The sequence below is a fragment of the Tsukamurella hominis genome, from assembly GCF_965137015.1.
GTDB lineage: Bacteria > Actinomycetota > Actinomycetes > Mycobacteriales > Mycobacteriaceae > Tsukamurella > Tsukamurella hominis.
The window spans coordinates 51,169-68,539 of record NZ_CBCRZG010000016.1 but is presented as its reverse complement, the minus strand read 5'-3'; the positions used below and the strand labels follow the sequence as shown (position 1 = coordinate 68,539).

The following is a 17,371-nucleotide window of genomic DNA, read 5'->3' as shown; positions in this document are numbered from 1 at the left end:
CAATGCGAGGATGGCAATAGCCGTATCCGGACCAGGAGGTAAGTCGTGCCGCAGACCGTCAGAGGAATCGTCGCCCGCGCGAAGGGGGAGCCCGTCGAGGTCCTCCCGATCGTGATCCCCGATCCGGGGCCCGGTGAGGTGGTGGTCGCGGTGCAGGCGTGCGGCGTCTGCCACACCGACCTGCACTACCGGGAGGGCGGCATCAACGACGAGTTCCCGTTCCTGCTGGGCCACGAGGCCGCGGGCGTCGTCGAAACCGTGGGCGAGGGAGTCGATCACGTCGCGCCCGGCGACTTCGTCGTGCTCAACTGGCGGGCCGTGTGCGGGCAGTGCCGCGCCTGCAAGCGCGGGAAGCCGCAGTACTGTTTCGACACCTTCAACGCCACGCAGAAGATGACCCTCGAGGACGGCACCGAGCTCTCGCCCGCCCTCGGCATCGGTGCCTTCGCGGAGAAGACCCTCGTGCACCAGGGCCAGTGCACCAAGGTCGATCCCGAGGCCGACCCCGCCGTCGTGGGCCTCCTCGGCTGCGGCGTGATGGCCGGCCTGGGTGCCGCCGTGAACACCGGCGGCGTCTCCCGTGGCGACACGGTGGCCGTGATCGGTTGCGGCGGTGTGGGAGACGCGGCGATCGCGGGTGCCCGCCTGGTCGGCGCGCGCACCATCATCGCCGTGGACCGGGACCCGAAGAAGCTGGAGTGGGCCCGCGAGCTGGGCGCCACGCACACCGTCAATGCAGCGGAAACCGATGCAGTGGAGGCGATTCAGGAGCTCACGGACGGCTTCGGCGCCGACGTCGTGATCGACGCCGTGGGCCGCCCCGAGACCTGGAAGCAGGCGTTCTACGCCCGCGACCTGGCCGGCACCGTTGTGCTGGTGGGCGTGCCCACCCCGGACCTGACGCTGGACATGCCGCTCATCGACTTCTTCTCGCGCGGTGGGGCTCTCAAATCGTCCTGGTACGGCGACTGCCTGCCCGAGCGGGACTTCCCGCAGCTCGTGGACCTGTACCGGCAGGGCCGCCTGCCGCTGGAGAAGTTCGTCACCGAACGGATCGGCCTCGACGAGGTGGAGCAGGCCTTCGCGACCATGCACCGCGGCGAGGTGCTGCGCTCGGTGGTGGTCCTGTGACGCTGCGCGTGGAACGCGTTGTCACGTCGGGCACCTTCAGCCTCGACGGCGGCACCTGGGACGTCGATAACAACGTCTGGGTGGTCGGCGACGATAGCGAGGTCGTGGTGATCGACGCCGCGCACTCCGCCGATCCGATCGTCGACGCCGTCGGCGGCCGGACGGTGCGCGGAATCGTCTGCACCCATGGGCACAACGACCACGTGACCGTCGCCCCGGAGCTGTCCGAGCGGCTCGACGCACCGATCCTGCTGCACCCCGGCGACGACGTGCTGTGGGACATGACGCACCCGGGCGTCGGGCACGAGGACCTCGCCGCCGACAGCCGGATCACCGTCGGCGGCACAGAGATCCAGGTGATCCACGCGCCCGGGCACTCGCCGGGATCGGTGTGCCTGTACCTCCCGGAGGCGGGGCAGCTGTTCAGCGGCGACACCCTGTTCGCCGGCGGGCCCGGCGCCACCGGCCGCTCGTACAGCGACTTCACCGTGATCATCGAGTCGATCCGCGACCGGCTGTTCGCGCTGCCGCCGGAGACCGTGGTGAACACCGGCCACGGCGACGGGACCACGCTGGGCACCGAATCGCCCCACCTCGAGGAGTGGATCCGCCGGGGTCACTGATCCCCGCCCGAATCGGAACCCGGGTTGTATCTTCTTTGCATGACCAGGGTGCAGGTGGGGCCGCGGGCGAGCAGGTGGTGGATCGCCTACCTGCTCGTCTTCGGCGCCGCACTCCTCGGTGCGCTGTCGGACCGGCGATGGGGCACCGCCGCGCTGGTCACGGCGATCCTGATCGCGGGCCTCGTCACGACGGCCGGCTCCCTGCTGCTGCAGCTCGCCGTGCACGTCGTGGCCTGCGCCTTCGCGGCGCTGTCCGCGGAGATCGCCTTCGCCGTGGGCGACGTCTTCTGGGGCGTCTTCGGCCTGCTCGCGGCGGTCGTCCTGGCCGCCCTCGTCCCCCTCGCGCTCCGCGAGGGCTCGGGCGGCCGGATCCGCACCGAGGAGCTCGTCGGCAGGTCGGTGCAGCAGGCCGAGCGCCTGCTCGGCTATCCGCGCGACCGCCAGCCCGGCGACCTCGGTGCGCCCGTCCTCGTCGCCGTCCCCTTCGGTTCGCTGCCCGACGGTGCCGATCGTCGCCGCGGGCTCGTGGTGACGTCGGTGGCCGTCGATCCCGCCGGCCCGTGGATCGCCTTCGGCGTCGCGCCGGCCGCGACGGTGCCCGAGCTCGACCGCCGCATGCGGGATGTGCTGCAGGCCGAGCTGCACGCCCGCATCGGCGGCTTCCCCGCCGACCTCCGCCCTGGCCGCACCGTCGCGCCGGTGCGGGCGGAGACCGCTACGCCGAGATGAGGGCGGGGGAGTGGTCGGCGACCTCGATGATGCGGTCGCGGAGCAGGCGGAACACGGTGTCCACCGAGCGGGTCGCCTGCGTGGTGTCAGGGTGCATGGCGTTGAAGTCCAGCCCCGACTCGTCGCGGTTGATCCAGGTGAACACCTCGCGCGAGGGCGTGGCGTTGGCGAACACCGAGAAGTCATGGTGGCGAGCCAGTTCCGCGCCCGGCACCCGCGTGACGTCGATGTAGGAGAGCATCGGCGCGGTGAAACCGTGCTCCACGGGGAACTCCGGATCGTCGGCCAGCAGGTCGATGACCGGGAAGACGGGGGTGCGGTCCAGCTGCTTCGCCGTGGCGACCGCCTCGTGGGCGTTGCGCGCGACTTCGTCGAACGTGCCCGACGCCGAGAACTGCACCGGCACCAGGGTGACGTACCAGCCGACGGCCATCGCGTCGCCCGTCGCGGACCGGTCGGCGCGCGGGATGAGCATGGTGAACAGCTCGTCGCCGGTCAGGTTGTTGTGCACCTGCCCGAGCACCGCGAGGAGCGCGCTGCTCATGTTCGCGCCGGCCCGCTTCGCCGCTGCGCTGAAGCGGGCGGTGCGGTCGGCGTCGATGAACGAGGCGTGCACGGCGATCCGGCCCGGTGCCGCCTCGCCGTCGGCGAGCCCCAGCGGCAGGGGGAAGCGCGGCATGCCGCCCGCGCGGCGCAGCGTCTCGCGCCACTGGACGACGTCGGGGTGAGTCGGCGTCAGCGTGGCGGCCAGCGTGCGCTGCTCCCGGGTGAACTCGCGGTGCGGGCGGACCGGCACCGGCACGTACGGGGTGCCGCTGCGCGCCGCCGTGTACCGGGAGACGAGCTCGAAGAAGCTCACGGCCTGCGAGACGCCGTCGGTGTACAGGTGGTCCGAGCAGACCACCACCTGGAAGTGCGGGTCAGCCGCGCCGGGGCGTGCGTGCTCCACACCGGTCACGGCGAAGGCGAAGGCCGCCCACTCGTGCAGCTCGGGCACCGACTCCATGAGGTAGTCCTTGACGGTCGCGCCGGGATGCGTTTCCGACGAGGCCTCGACGGCGAGAGCGATCTGCTCCGGAGAAAGCGTGCGTCCGCGCGGATTCGGGTCCGTCGACACCGGAAAAGCGGTGTGGAAGACGCCGTGCCCGCGCACGAATTCGGTGAAGACCGATTCGACGGTTCTTTCATCGAAAACATCGTGGATCGTGAATGTGGTGAAGACGAGACGGCGGGTGCAGGCCTCGCCGTCGATGCCGCTGCGCAGGTGGTCGGCCTGCACGTAGGACGTGCAGACGTCCTGGTCAGGGGCGGTGCGCATCGCCTCCTTGGTGGTCGCGTCCGGAGCCCAGACGGTCCACTCTCCCGCCGGGCACTGCCACTGCTCTGAGAAACCCGAGATCATGAAGAACATGATGGCGAAGTCCATAGCGCGGCAAAAGACGCACGAACAGTGAGAAACCCGACAATTGCCGGGGGTTCACATTTCGTCGTGCATGACGCATCATGCGCATCGCTAATTACAGAACGAAGTAATGGGGGATGTCGTGCCGTGCGGGATGCAAATGAACAGCAGATTTCCTGCACGCCGTACGGGAATTCGGGTCACTGCGAGGGGGTCGGCGCGCCGGCGCCGTCGGCCCCCGAGATCCGCCGCGCGCGGCCCGTCGCGGCCGTCGTCGCCCCGCCCAGGAGCACCGTCGTCCACAGCAGGTGCGCCGCCCACGCCCCGGCCCGCTCCGCGCGCGAAGCGGAGGCGGTCGCGATCTCGCCGGGCACCCGGTAGAGCCGCAGGTCGGGTGTGTCGACGGCGAGGGCGAGGCCGGGAAGCGGTACCGTCGGGAAGACCGTCTCGCCGTCCACGAGCACGGCCTCCACGAGCACCCAGCCGACGCCCAGCTCCGCCAGGCGGCCCGCCAGGGCGTCGCCGCCGGCGGCGAGCGCGTCCTCCGCGTCGGACGCGGCACCCGGAACGCGGTCGACGGAGCGCCCGCCGACGCGGAGTTCACCCGTCTGCAGGACGGGCGCCCGCAGCATCCGCGGCGCGGGGTCGAGGACCGGCGCGTCCGGCCCGTACGCGAACGTCCGGAACATGCCCGGGGGCAGCACCGCGACCGATCCGCGGTCCGCGGGCACCGCCTCGGCCACGGTCCGCCACGACTCCGGGTAGGTCACCGGCGCGAGCGCGCCGCCCACGCCCCACGCGAGGCCCGGCAGCACGGCGATCGGCGCCGCCACCGCCACGACGGCGCCCGCGGCCCGCGCGGCGACGGGCAGCGCGGCCACCAGCGCCGCGGCGCACGCCGCGTACAGGGGCACGGCCAGGGCCACCCATTTCTGCCCGTCGCGCAGCAGCCCGCTCCCGGGGATCGCCTGCACCACGGCCTCGAGCAGCGCCGTCCCGGGGCCCGTCGCCGCCACAGCGGGCAGCACCACGGCGCACAGCGCCAGCAGCGCGAACCGGCCCAGCGGCGAGGCGAGCAGCCGCGCGCGGAGCACCAGCACCCCGCCCGCCAGCAGCGCGAGGGCGAGCGCGGTCCAGAGCCAGGGGGCACCGTCGGGCACGGCCTGCCGGTTCCAGATGCCCCCGAGCCCCAGCAGGGACCCGAGCGTGCCGAGCCCCGGCTCGGCGCGGGCGGCGAAGACCGCGACGCTCGCCGGGTCGGCGCGCACGCCGCTGCCCGAGACCAGCGACGGGTACAGCCACGGCGCCGCCGCGCAGACGAACAGCCCCAGCTGCCAGGCCCACCGCCGCGGGGCCGCGACCAGGCCCGCGATCAGCGCGAACACGGCGCCCGTCGGCGTCAGCCCGCCCGCCGCCAGGCACGCCGCGAAGCCGCCGAGCTGAGCCCGTCCCTGCATGCGCAGGCCGACGACGACCGCCCAGCCGATCGCGGCGTACCCGGCCAGCAGGCTCCAGTGCCCCTGCAGGAGCCGCTCGGCGACGAACGGATTCCACAGCCCCGCCGTCGCGGCGGCCAGGCCCGCGCCGAGGCCCGCGTCGCGGCCCACGGCGGCGAGGATCGCCAGGGCGCACCGACCGAAGCCCCACCCCGCCGCCACCAGCGCGACGAACAGCAGGGCCGTGACCAGGAGGCCACCGTTGACCACCTGCGAGCCGACGGCCAGGAGCCAGTCCTGCGGCGTCGCCCGGGCGGCGTTGTCGCCGAGCCCGAGCGCGGTGTCGGTGAGGTACGAGCGGGGCGTGGAGACCGCGTCGCGCAGCAGCAGGTAGCGGCCGCCGGCGGCCAGCGGGCCCAGGATCACGGCGGCGAGCACGGCGGACCAGGCGGCGAGGGCCAGGTCGCGCGATCTCATCGACCCGAGCCTACTGACACAATGGCCGGGTGCGAGGTTTGGCGTGGGTCACGATCGGCTCGATGCTGGCCAACCTCTGTTCGTACCTGGTGCACCTGCCCGCGAGCCGCTGGCTCGGGCCCGCCGGGTACGGCGAGTTCGCCTCCCTCCTGCAGCTGACGCTGATCCTCGCCGTGCCAGCGCTCGCGCTGCAGACCGTCGTCGCGCGCCAGGTGGTCCGCGGCGCCGGGGCCGCCCAGATGCGGGCGCTGGGCTACCGGATCGCGCTGGGCGCGGGCGTGCTCGCCGCGATCGCGGTGCCGCTGGCCGCCGCCGGCCTGCACACCCGGGCGATCACGGCCGCCGCCGCGCTGGCTGCCGCGCCCGCGCTCGTGCTGCTGGCCGTCGAGCAGGGCCTGTTGCAGGGCGAGCGGCGCTTCGGCCGGCTCGCGGCGCTGCTCGGACTCGCCGGGCTGGGCAAGCTCGTCTTCACCGTGCCGGGGCTCCTGCTGGGCCCGGGGCCGGCGCTCCTCGGCACGACGGTGGGCGCCCTGGTCGCCGCCGCGGTCGGCCGGGCGCTGGCCGGGGCCCCGGCGGGGCACGAGGCCGGGCCGGACGCGGGGGTGCGCGCGGTGCTCGGCGCCAGCTCCGTGCAGCTGGTGCTCGTGGTCTTCGCCTCGCTCGACCTGTTGCTGTCGCGGCCCGTCCTCGGCGCGGCCGCGGCCGGCACCTACGCCCTCGGTGCGGTGGCCTCGAAGGTCGCGTTCTGGCTGCCGCAGGCCGTCGGCGTCGTCTTCTACCCGCAGCTCGCGACCCCGGGCCGGGCTCGCGGGGCGCTGCGCACCGTCGTGGGGCTGCTGACCGCCCTCGGCCTGGCCTGCGTCGCCGGGGCGGCGGTGTGCGCGCCCCTCGCGACGCTGCTGGCCGGCGAGGACTACCGGCCCGTCCAGGGCCTGCTGTGGCTGTTCGCGGCACAGGGCGCGCTCCTGGCCCTACTGCAGGGCCTGCTGCTCTACGCCATCGCGATCGAGCGCACCCGCATGGCGCTGTTCGCGTGGGCGGTGGTCGCGGCCGAGGCGGCGATCCTGCTGACCGTACCGCGCACACCCGCCGAAATGATCACCGCCGCGGCGCTGTGTGCGCTCGCGGCGGTGATGGTGATCGGTGCGGTCGTGACCGTCAGCGCTCGTCGCGCTTCCGGAAGTCGATCGCCTCGGTCCGGGACTCGTCCGGCCGCGGCTGAGCGCTGAAGGCCTCCGTCGCCGGGTCGCCGCCCGCATCGGGTGCGGTGATCGGATCCTCGTCGAGCGGGGCCGTGGGAGCGGCATCGCCGGAGCCGGCAGCGGCCGCCCGGCCGCTGCCGCCCGTGCCGGGACCACCCGCGGTGGCGGGGTTGCGGCCCAGGAACAGGGCGAAGACGCCGAGGCCCAGGGCGATCAGGCCGAGGACGCCGCCCGCGACGGGCGCCACGTACTTCGCGACCGCGATCTTGTTCTGCGCCGACTTCGCAACCTCCGCCTGCGAGCGGACCGTCGCATCGACCCAGCGCTGCTTGGCGTCGAAGACGTCGAGCTTGAAGTCGCGGACCTGCTTCGGCGTGTTCGGGGCGACCTGGCCCGGCAGGCGGAACTGCTGCGTGTAGTGCAGCGACTGGTCGACGATGACGCCCGAGGTCGGGTCGACCCACAGGTCCACATCGGTCTTCGCCCAGCGGTTCAGCGTGATGTCGTCCTTGGGGTCGACGCCGCCGATGCCCCACCAGCCGGCGGGCATGGTGAGCACGGTGCCCAGCGTCGGGTCGTTGCCGTCGCGGATCGTGGAGAGGTCCACCCAGTCCTGCTGGCCCTGGAAGTGCAGCGTCTTGGTGCCGCTGACCTCCTTCTCCTCCACGAACTTCAGGCCCACGTTGCTGCGGGTGATGAGGTCGAAGAACTCGTACTTCCCGTCCTCGGTGGTGCCGGCGGGGAAGCGGTACTGCAGGCCCTTGCGGTCGTCGATCTTCACGGCCGGCGTGCTCTCGCCGGGCTGGTACGTGGCCTCCGACGTCTTACCGGTCGGCTTGCCCGTCTCGCGGTCGAGGGAGACGCGGTCGAGCCACGCCTGCACCAGGCCGTCGTCGCAGGGACGCTTGTCCTGCACGGCGCCGGTCAGCTGCGGGTGCCGCGGCTCGCCCTTGGTCTTGATCGACGGGACGACCATCGAGCTACCGGACTGCACCGTCATCGTCGACTTGTCCGACGGGGTGGTCACCAGCGTGCGGGTCTGCGTCGTCACCGAGACGTCGTTGACCACGGCCTTGTCCTTGTTGATCGAGCACATGTCCAGCGACTTCGCCGGGAACTCTGCGTCGGCCTGGGAGTCCGCGGCCTTCTCCGACTTCGCCACCGTCGTGGTGTCGATGTCCAGCGGGATCGTCGTCAGCTTGCCCGCGACGTACGCCGGTCCGGCGATCGCGGCCGTGATCAGCAGCGCGCCCAAGAAGATCAGGATCGGACCGATAACGCGCGCCAGCCGGCTACGGCCTACCGCCATCGAAGTGTCTCCTCACAGCTCTCGTGGAGCGCGTGCGAGCTTCGCACACGCCGTCGGGGCACGCGGTCGCGCTCCCTTCCAAGTACCCGAGCCTACAGGTGGTGTGGGGGTGGCATGGGCCACGCGCGCGGGCGGGGACCGAATCGCGGGTAGATTCGGTGGACGATGAGCACCGTCGGGACCAGCGAATTCGCATCTGCAAAGCCTGCGGGTGCGGCCGGTTTCGTGCCCGCACTCGAGGGCATGCGCGCGTGCGCCGCGATCGCCGTGATGCTCACCCACACCGCCTTCCAGACCGGTCAGGTGGGTCATTCGGTGATGGGCCGGGTGTGGGGCCGGTTCGACATGGCCGTCGCCCTGTTCTTCGGGCTCTCCGGGTTCCTGCTGTGGCGCGCGCACGCCCGTGCCGCCTGGACGTCCTCCGGCGGCCCGTCGACGGGGCGGTACTACCGGTCGCGATTCGTGCGGATCATGCCCGCCTACCTCCTGGTCGCCGTGGTCGCGCTCGCCCTGCTTCCGCGGTCGACGGCCCCGTCGGGCTCCACCTGGCTCGCCAATCTCTCGCTGACCCAGGTCTTCGTGCCCTACTCCCTCACCGACGGGCTGACCCAGATGTGGTCGCTGTCCGTGGAGATGCTCTTCTACCTGCTGCTGCCGTTGGCCGCGCTGGCGCTGGTGCGGCTGCGCGGTGCGGCCGCGCGGTGGCGGGTGCCGGTGTTGCTCGTGGTCGCGGCGGTGTCACTGAGCTGGGCGTGGGTCGGCGCGGCCCTGCCCCTGCCGCCGGGGGTGAACCACCACAACTGGCTGCCCTCGTACGTGCCGTGGTTCGTCGCGGGCATCGTCCTCGCCGAGATCGTGAGCGCTCCGGTCGCCCGGTTCGCTCCGGTGCGGCGCCTGGCGCGCCGTCGCGTGTGCTGGCCGGCGGCGCTCGTGGTGTTCGCGGTGATCTGCACGCCGCTGGGCGGGCCCGTCACGCTCGACACCCCCGAGGCCTGGCAGTTCGCCGTGCGTATGGGGCTCGGTGGGTTGCTCGGCTTCCTGCTGCTGGCGCCGCTCGTGTTGGCGCCCGCCTCGGAGCCCTCGCGGTGGCTCGGCTCGGGGTTCATGCTGGCGCTCGGTCGCTGGTCGTACGGCATCTTCATCTGGCACCTCGTGGTGCTCACCGCGATCTTCCCGCTGTTCGCGATCGTGCCCTTCAACGGCGCCTTCCTGAAGGTGACTCTGCTGACGCTGGTCTTCTCCGTCGCCGTCGCGGCCCTGAGTTACGCCTGGGTGGAGGAGCCGGCCCGCCGCTGGCTGGCCCACCGCGAGGCCCGACGGTCCGCCGCCTCCTCGCCCGCCGAGGCCGAGCAGGCGCGGATCGAGCCGTCGGAGCCCGTCGCGCCGGTGGGGTAGTCCCGCGCGGAAGCGATGCGCGCCGCGCATACCCCTCGTCGTCGCAGGTCAGCGACTGTTCACGAGATCGGGCGATTCGCGCCGCGCATGCACGGCTGCTCCGCGCGGGCATCGTCGCTATTCCGGCGGCAGTGCCGCGAGAAGTTGCTCCGTGAACGCCTTCATGTCCGTCGTCGTCTTTCCGCCGACGAGGACCTCCACGATGTACGACCCCCGGACAGCAAAAGTGTGCAGGCGCTTGAAGGTGGTCGAATCCGTCTGTTGGCTGTTCGCGAGCACGATATTGGGAGCCGGGCCTGTGACGTCGGTGACCATGAATCCTGAGGTCGCCTGCTCTCCCATTTTGTAGATCTTGTTGACGCAGAGGCGCCAGTCCTTGGCGGTGGCGTCGAACAGCCGTTGGGCGACTTCGGCAGATGTTGCCTTCACCACGCTCTGCGTGACGTAGACGGGGTCCCCCTCGGGTACGTCCGAAGCGCTCAGCGTTCGTCGCGCGGACGTTGACCAGTTGGTATTGGCGTAGGTTCGCGCTTCCGCGGAGTACGCGAGCGAAGTGCAGTCCACAGGGGAGACCGTGTGGGTGGTGTCAGTGACGTAGAGCCCGCTCTCGGCGCGCGCTTCGGCCATCGTGTGCCCCACGAGGGCCCTCACACGGGCGGCGTCGAAGAGGACGGGCTTCAGGAGCGGTTGACGAGCCGAATCTGTGGCGGGAGCGTTGCGCGTGATGCGCTCCGCCAGTTGATTCGCGATGGTTGCGGATTGCCCCTGCACGCCGTCGTAGCAGGTGGACACCTGGATGAGGTAGTTGAACTTGTGTGCCAACGCGAACGTGCACGACCACCCCTGTGGAGTCTCCTTGATGAACCGCGCGACAGTCGCGGTCGCGCCGACCACGTCCATGTTGCTGAAACGGACGGTGTACCGGGATCCGCCGTCCTCGACTCTCGTGATGTCCTGATCGAGGCACTCCCGCCACTGTGCGAGCGACCGATCGAACAGACGCTGCGCGGCTTCGGGCGAAACAGTGTCGATCAGGTTCTGGCTGACCCACCGTCGGATCGGGTCGGGCGGCGGGATTTCGGTGAGGAGGCCGCGGTACTGGCGAACTTCGGATGATGTCCTGGCATCGCTGATCAGGCCGCCCGTCGTTCTGCAGCGGTCTGGTGTGACCTGCAGGCCCGTCTCCTCCGCGGACTCGTCGTGATCCGCGCGGTCGGACACCACCAAGTCGGTCCGTGACATGATCCGGTTGAGTTCGGCGACCCCCAGGAAGAGGCGGTCGATCTCGATCGGCTTCGGAGTTGCGCTGCTGGACGCCGCCGCGGATTGAGATTCGGGGCCACTGCCGAAGGTGAAGATCGCGCCGAGGACCATCACGACGACGACCGCGATTGCGGCGCCGGACAAGATGATGTTCCGCCGCCGTGACGGGCGATAGCCGGGTGAGCCGGCGGGCGCCCCGAACGCCTGCGATGCGGGGGAGAAACGTCCAACCGCGCCTGCGGCCACGGTCGAGGTCCACGATCCGCCGGGACCGGCGGCGCCAGGGACGATTGTCGGAGCGGACAGGGTGTTCCCGGCCGGGGTGACGGCACGGAGGGCCGCGACGAATTCGGCGCAGCTGGTGTAGCGATCCGCGGGGTTCTTGGCGAGGGCCCGGGCGAAGACGGCGTCCAACGCCGGCGGCAGGTTGGGGTTGAGCTCGGAGATTGATGGAACCGGGTGGCTGACGTGCGCCATCATCAGCGCGGGCAGGGTCTCGGCGGTGAACGGCGGGCGCCCGGCGAGGAGGGCGAAGGCCGTCACGCCGAGGGAGTAGATGTCGGCGCGGTTATCGAGAGGGCGTCCCTCGACGGCCTCGGGCGCGATGTAGGTCATCGTGCCGACGGTGACGCCGGTGCTGGTCAGGGAGGTCGCTTCACCGGCGGCCTTGGCGATGCCGAAGTCGGCGAGTTTGACCGCGGTGATGCGCCCGTCCGGACTGAGGCCGAGGAGGATATTGGCGGGTTTGACGTCGCGGTGGGTAACGCCGTGCTCGAAGTAGGCGTAGTCGAGTGCGGCTCCGGCGCCCGCCACGATGTCGGTCGCGATGTCGAGCCGGAGGGCGCCGCCGACGCTCTTCGTGAACGCCGCAGTGTCCTGGCCATCGATGTATTCCATCGTCAGCCAGAGTCGGCCTTCGAAGTCGCCGCGGTCGTAGACGGTGATGATGTTCGGGTGGTGGAGTTTCGCGAGGAGTCCGGCTTCGCGATCGAAGCGGTTGCGGAATTGCTCGTTGCGGCTGACCGCGGCGTCGAGCAGTTTCAATGCGTCATAGCGTGGCAGGCGGGGGTGCTGCACGAGGTAGACCTCGCCCATTCCGCCCGAACCCAGCTGACGTAGCACCTGGTAGGCGCCGATCTGTGTCCCGTTCCCCTCCATGTCGTGAGTCTTGCACACGCATTGATGCGCGCGGCGCATCGCCCTGCGACAACGAATGTGTCTTGACCTGGGGTTTCAGGGGTATGCGTGGCACGCATCGCTTCTCTGCGCGACTACACCCCAGCTCCGCGGCCTACTCCGTGCCGCCGCCGGCCCCGCGGTCGTCCTCGCCGGACGCGGCGCCGCGGCGGCGGAGGAACCGGGCGGGCGGCACCGTCGACCAGGCCATCAGCAGCACGCCGACCAGGGCCAGGCCCTGCGGCCAGGGGCCGTGGCCTACGTAGCCGGCCTCGGCGTGCCACGGGCCGGTCGCCAGCAGCAGCATCCCCGCCAGCACGAAACCGGAGGCGCCGAACACCCGGATCGCCGCCCGACGGTCCGCCGACACGTGCAGCCCGGAGACCACCCACGTGGCGAGACCGGCGGCCGCCCAGAGCGCGAGGCCCGGCCAACCACTGAGCACGAAGGCGACCGCGCCGATCCCCAGCCCCGCCGCGACGCCCGGCTGCCAGGCGCGCACCGGCCCGCCGTCGACACGCGGCCGCGAGCCCGGGACCAGGGCCAGCGCCGCGAGGATCACCAGCAGGACGAGCCCGCCGAAGAGCCCGATCCGGTACGGCGCGTTGAGCGCGAACCGCAGGGTCACGGCACCGTCGGTGCCCTTCGGGACGACCCAGCCCTGCTGCCACCCGTTGACGGTCACCGCCTTCAGTGGCGCGCCGTCCGGCCCCGTCGCGGCCCAGCCGGAGTTCCGGCTCTCGGGGACGACGAGCACCTGGTCGGCGTCGGCACGGCTGACCGTCACCACGCGGCGGTCCGGGGTCCAGCTCTGCACCTTCACGCTCTCGTCCCGGCGCGATGCCTCGGCGGCCGCCGGCGTGTCCAACGACAGCGAGTCCACGCTGAAGGCGAGCCCCGGCGACGCCACGACCTGCGCCTTCCCGGCCGGCAGCGGCACCGGCGCGGGATCGCAGGCCACCGCGCGGACGGGCGCACCGTCGCGCAGCTCCCGCGCTCCGGCCTCGATCCGGAAGCGGAGCAGCCGGTCGCCGATCCGCACCGTCGGGCCGGTCTCGCACGGCACCACGACCGGACGGTCCGCCGGCGCGGGATCGGATCCGGGGACGGGCGCCCCGTCGGGGCCGACGGCCCGCACCTCGGCGAGCCCGGGCGCCATCTTCTCCGGGAAGCCGAAGTCGTTGATGTTGATCCGCTCGTCCCAGTCGAGCAGCGAGATCGAGATCGAATCCGTCACGGTCGGTTCGACCTTCACCGTCACCTCGTCGCCGGAGCCGGAGCCGTCCGGGAGTTCCCGCACCTGCCGGCCCGTGCCCAGGTCGACGCCGATCCGCGTGGGCCGCGCGGGTGCCTCGCCGCCGGGCAGCCGCAGCGTCAGGCCGCCGACGACCTGCGGTGACGGCAGCCGCAACCGCAGCACCGGCTTCGGCGACGTCGGTTCGGTCACCGACTGCGGCGCCGACCAGACCGTGTTCGGGTCCCCGTCGACGGCAGCCGCGGAGCTCGCACGACCATCGGTCACCGCCGATTCCGCGAACGCCGACGGTGCGCCCGGCGCTCCGAGCAGCGCCGACAGTGCCTGGCCCGGGCGCGCGCGGACCGTCAGCGACGGCGTCACCGCGGCCGCCCCGGGCCCGTCGACGGTGCGCCGCAGCGGCCCCGGCTCCTCCGGCCCGATGGCGATGTCGGCGCACTGGACCGGTCCCGGCGCGCCGTTCTCGCCGGGCGTCACGACGCAGCCGGAGCGGCCCATCGTGTCCTGACCGAAGACCCAGCGCTGCGCCGGCCCGGACGCGGGCAGCGCGACGTCGTGCCGCGCCGGGATCGCCTGCTTCGACCGGGTGTCCGTGAGCTCGGCCTCGGTGATCGCGAACTGGTTGCCCCAGGTGCGATCCGCGGTCTCGGCGGCGGTGATCCGCACCCAGCGCGTGGCCTCGGACGGAGCGACCAGCGTGATCGGGGTGCCCGCCGTGACGGGATCGGAGTAGACGGTCCCGGCCTCGGTGGTGATGAGCAGGCGCGTGACCGCGGGGCCCAGCGCGCGCCCGACGGTCACCGTCACCGACAGGTCCGCCCGCGGCTCGGGCAGCGTGAACTGCAGCCACTGGTTGATCGCGTGGTCCAGCCCGGAGGAGACCCACGCGGTGTTCTTGTCGCCGTCCACCGCGGCGGCGGTCCCCGCGCCGGGGAGCACGGTGCCGAGCTGCGTGGCGTCTGCGGCCGAGCTGGACGCGGAGACCGTCGCGCCCGGCCACGTCCCGTCGACCAGTCCCGCCGCCGGGTAGTCGGGCAGCCGGTTCAGCGTTCGACGGGGATCGGAGGCGGTGCGGATCGCGGAGCTGTGGTCGTCGACGCGGCCGTAGTCGGTCTCGCGGCGTTTGGGGGTGTCGGTGACGGTCAGCGGACCGTCGGGCAGGCCCGCGTCCTTCGCGTCCGAGGCGAGCAGCGCCGCGCCCAGCTCGCGCCTGCCGGACGCGGCGGCGTCGGCCTGCAGCCCCAGCAGCGCCTCCGGCCCGCCCGCGACGCGCGGCATCGTCGCCAGGTCGGCCACGTACGGGCCGGTGGGGGCGCCGCCGTCGACCCGGTAAATCGTGATGGCCGGCAGCGGCGGACGCAGCCCCGAATCGACGACCACCTTCTCGACGGTCGGCGGCGCGATGTCCGCGCCGAACCGTGCGACCTCGCTGATCCCGGGCGAGCCCTCGATCGCGGCGCGGGCCAGCGCGGGCCGGGCGGAGCGCGACGTGCCGGGGTCGAGGTCGGCCCGCAGCACGAGGTAGGAGATGCCCTGGCGGCGCAGCGTCGCGGCCAGGCCGGCCGACGGGGTGCCCGCGCTGAACAGGCGCTGCACGGAGTCGAGGGCGCGGATCGCGCCGGGCGGGTTGAGCGGGATCGCGTCGCGCACGGCCCACGGTGTCTCGGCCAGGGGCTGGATCGGCTCGTCGCGGGTGAGGCCCCACAGCTGCGCGCCGAAGGGCGCGCCCGGGACGACGAGGGCGCGCTCGGCGCGGGCCTGTCCGGGCGCGGTCCCGGCGGCGTGCGCGGACAGCCAGTCGGCGGCCTGCGACCAGTAGTCGGGGATCTTCTCGTACGGCCCGCGGGGCGCGAGCTTGCCCGTCCACGCCATGCCGCCCGCGAGCGCGAGCACCACGACCACGGCCAGGGCACCCGCCGCGAGCCGATCCTGCTCGGGGTGCGCCAGGGCCCGCCGGACCTTCGCGAGGCCGACGGTGCCGGGCAGCGGCGCCCGGGCCAGCAGGTGCGCCATGCCCAGGACCAGCGGCAACCGCAGGAAGGGCTCGAGCTTGTAGACGTTGCGCAGGGGCGCGCCGACGCTGTCGAGGAAGACCCGCACAGGCTCGGCGAACGGGGAGCCGAGGCCGCTGGCGTAGCCCGCGCCGATCCCCGCCAGCCCGACCAGCAGCACCGTCGCCCAGACCCCGCGCTTGGGCATGCGGCGCATGGTGAGCCCGGCGATGCCGGCGCACGCGACCAGGCCGGTGACGACGACGGCGGCGGGGGAGGTGGTGAGCATCGCGCCGGCGCCGCGTTCGTCCGAGATGAACGGGCTCCACGACGTGGTGCCGCGCAGCACCTCCGGCACCGACGCCCACTGCGTGGTCGCGCGGGAGGACTCGATGAACTCGAGGAACGGCGGGCTGACGCGGCCCATGATGAGCAGCGGCACGATCCACCACGTGGTCGCCAGCGCCACACACACCGCCCACCAGGCGCTGAACCGCCAGAAGCGGCCGGTCCCGGCGCCGAAGCGCACGTGCAGCAGCCACCACAGCGCGGCGACTGCGCACGCGAAACCCGTGGCCACGGCGTTCACCGCGCCCATCAGCGCGACCGCGACCGCCGAGCGGGCGGCCAGGTTCCGCAGCGGCACGTCCGCGCCCTGCAACAGCAGGACCAGGGGGAGCAGCACCCACGGCGCGAGCATCACCGGCGCGGTCTCGGAGCTGATCGCGCCCAGCGTCGTGAGCACCTGCGGGGCCAGCACGAACGCGGCCGCGGCCACGGCGCGGCTGCCGCGCGAGCCGGTGCTCAGCGCCTCGGCGAGCCGGACGATGCCCCAGAAGCCCGCGAACAGCAGCAGCGCCCACCACAGGCGCTGCGTGATCCACGGCGGGACGTGGAGGAACTGGCCCAGCGCGAAGAACGCGCCGTGCGGGAAGAAGTAGCCGTAGGCCTGGTTCTGCACCTGGCCGAGCGGGGACTGGCTGGACCAGACGTTGGCCGCGCGCGCGAGGAAGCCGATGGGGTTGGCCGTGAGGTCGAGCTTGGTGTCGGCGACGACCTTTCCGGGCGCGCTGAGGAAGCTCAGCGCGAGCAGGGCGACGAACGCCCACGCGCCTGCGCGGCGGGTCAGGGGTTCGTCGGAGAAGTGGGGGCTATTTGTTGGCACCCGAGTCGTCGCGCTCGCCGTAGTTCGACGAGCCCTGCAGGAAGCCCTTGTCCTTCGACACGGTGTTGACATCCGTGGTCGGCGACGTCTGCGCGACGGCCGCGCCGCTCACCAGTGCGAGGGCCACGGCGACGACGATGCCGGCGAGCGCGGCGGTGGCGCTGGCGATGATCGAGGTGCGGTCCATGCGGGAAAGTCTACAGGTCCAGCTCCGCGCAGCCCGACGGCACGATCATGACCGGCCGCTTGCATCCGCGCAGCACGTGCTCGGAAACGGACGAATGCCACAGCGACCGGATGCCCGAGACGCCGCGGCTGCCGGACACGATGACGTCGACGTCGAAGGTGTCCGACGCGGCGATGAGCGCCGTCCACACGGTGGTGGAGACCTCGATGAGCTCGCCGTGCGCCGTGAAGCCCGCGGCGGCCGCCAGGTCGACGCCCTGCTGGTTGGTCTTCTTGGCCTCGGCGTGCACCACGTCGCTCTCACGGGTGAGCGCGGTCTCGGCGGCGCCGGCCCCCGCGACGCCCGACATGGCGGACAACCGGGCGGCCTGATGGATCGTGGACTCCCACGCGGTGACGACGATCGCCTCGGCGTCGCGGCCCTGCGCGAGCACCTTGCTGGCGTACTTGACGGCGCGCTGGGAGGACTCGGAGCCGTCGTACGCGATCAGAACCTTGACGGGGACACTCATGCGGATCACCTCGATCTTCACGGTTACCTGATGCCTCCAGGCTACGCCGAAACGCCTCAGTTGCAAGATGCAAGTCCGGGCGAGTCCGGCGCGCCGCGGACGCACCCCCGGGCTGGTTT

At 72.5% G+C, this 17,371-nt stretch carries 12 protein-coding genes; 5 read left to right on the top strand and 7 right to left on the bottom strand.

The genetic code is table 11. The features are described 5' to 3' along the window. Positions 1 to 45: 45 nt before the first annotated feature. The 3 genes from ACM9LD_RS18400 to ACM9LD_RS18390 are packed head-to-tail and all read left to right on the top strand — an operon-like array spanning position 46 to position 2,483. Positions 46 to 1,131: an S-(hydroxymethyl)mycothiol dehydrogenase gene (locus ACM9LD_RS18400; RefSeq protein ID WP_224647721.1), complete on the top strand. Its 1,086-nt coding sequence runs from the start codon at positions 46 to 48 to the stop codon at positions 1,129 to 1,131. Continuing rightward, on the top strand, positions 1,128 to 1,754 hold the full coding sequence (locus ACM9LD_RS18395) for an MBL fold metallo-hydrolase (protein ID WP_415678005.1): 627 nt from the start codon (positions 1,128 to 1,130) through the stop codon (positions 1,752 to 1,754). The genes ACM9LD_RS18400 and ACM9LD_RS18395 overlap by 4 nt, the downstream gene beginning before the upstream one ends. Before the next feature lie 39 nt (positions 1,755 to 1,793). Continuing rightward, a complete protein-coding gene (locus ACM9LD_RS18390; RefSeq protein ID WP_415678004.1) occupies positions 1,794 to 2,483 on the top strand; it encodes a hypothetical protein in 690 nt (229 codons plus the stop codon). Here ACM9LD_RS18390 and ACM9LD_RS18385 read toward each other — a convergent pair. Both ACM9LD_RS18385 and ACM9LD_RS18380 read right to left on the bottom strand, forming a co-directional pair. Next, a complete protein-coding gene (locus ACM9LD_RS18385; protein WP_415678003.1) occupies positions 2,470 to 3,885 on the bottom strand; it encodes a condensation domain-containing protein in 1,416 nt (471 codons plus the stop codon). The genes ACM9LD_RS18390 and ACM9LD_RS18385 overlap by 14 nt on opposite strands. 200 nt (positions 3,886 to 4,085) lie before the next feature. Continuing rightward, positions 4,086 to 5,798, bottom strand: coding sequence for a hypothetical protein (locus tag ACM9LD_RS18380; protein WP_415678002.1), 1,713 nt, complete (start codon positions 5,796 to 5,798; stop codon positions 4,086 to 4,088). A 29-nt stretch (positions 5,799 to 5,827) separates the two neighbouring features. Here ACM9LD_RS18380 and ACM9LD_RS18375 point away from each other — a divergent pair, with 29 nt between their 5' ends. Beyond that, entirely contained in the window at positions 5,828 to 7,027 is a 1,200-nt protein-coding gene (locus tag ACM9LD_RS18375; RefSeq protein WP_415678001.1) for a polysaccharide biosynthesis protein, read from the top strand. Here the strand turns inward: ACM9LD_RS18375 and ACM9LD_RS18370 are convergent. Next, the gene (locus ACM9LD_RS18370; protein ID WP_415678000.1) at positions 6,957 to 8,309 is read right to left on the bottom strand and encodes a PorA family protein; all 1,353 of its coding nucleotides are present in this window, start codon (positions 8,307 to 8,309) and stop codon (positions 6,957 to 6,959) included. The two genes, ACM9LD_RS18375 and ACM9LD_RS18370, sit on opposite strands and share 71 nt — an antisense overlap. A 165-nt stretch (positions 8,310 to 8,474) precedes the next feature. Between ACM9LD_RS18370 and ACM9LD_RS18365 the strand changes: the two genes are divergently transcribed. Continuing rightward, positions 8,475 to 9,704, top strand: coding sequence for an acyltransferase family protein (locus ACM9LD_RS18365; protein ID WP_415677999.1), 1,230 nt, complete (start codon positions 8,475 to 8,477; stop codon positions 9,702 to 9,704). 117 nt (positions 9,705 to 9,821) lie between these two features. Here ACM9LD_RS18365 and ACM9LD_RS18360 read toward each other — a convergent pair whose 3' ends face one another. The 4 genes from ACM9LD_RS18360 to ACM9LD_RS18345 all read right to left on the bottom strand — a co-directional run bounded on the left by ACM9LD_RS18360 (position 9,822) and on the right by ACM9LD_RS18345 (position 17,252). After that, positions 9,822 to 12,125 (bottom strand): serine/threonine-protein kinase PknH/PknJ, encoded by a 2,304-nt coding sequence (locus tag ACM9LD_RS18360; RefSeq protein ID WP_415677998.1) that lies wholly within the window; start codon positions 12,123 to 12,125, stop codon positions 9,822 to 9,824. Between the two features lie 133 nt (positions 12,126 to 12,258). Beyond that, positions 12,259 to 16,554, bottom strand: coding sequence for an alpha-(1->3)-arabinofuranosyltransferase domain-containing protein (locus tag ACM9LD_RS18355; RefSeq protein WP_415677997.1), 4,296 nt, complete (start codon positions 16,552 to 16,554; stop codon positions 12,259 to 12,261). Further along, the gene (locus tag ACM9LD_RS18350; RefSeq protein ID WP_068740648.1) at positions 16,541 to 16,741 is read right to left on the bottom strand and encodes a DUF2613 family protein; all 201 of its coding nucleotides are present in this window, start codon (positions 16,739 to 16,741) and stop codon (positions 16,541 to 16,543) included. Before ACM9LD_RS18350 ends, ACM9LD_RS18355 begins: the two co-directional genes overlap by 14 nt. 10 nt (positions 16,742 to 16,751) lie before the next feature. Continuing rightward, on the bottom strand, positions 16,752 to 17,252 hold the full coding sequence (locus ACM9LD_RS18345; RefSeq protein ID WP_068524678.1) for a universal stress protein: 501 nt from the start codon (positions 17,250 to 17,252) through the stop codon (positions 16,752 to 16,754). Positions 17,253 to 17,371 lie beyond the last annotated feature (119 nt).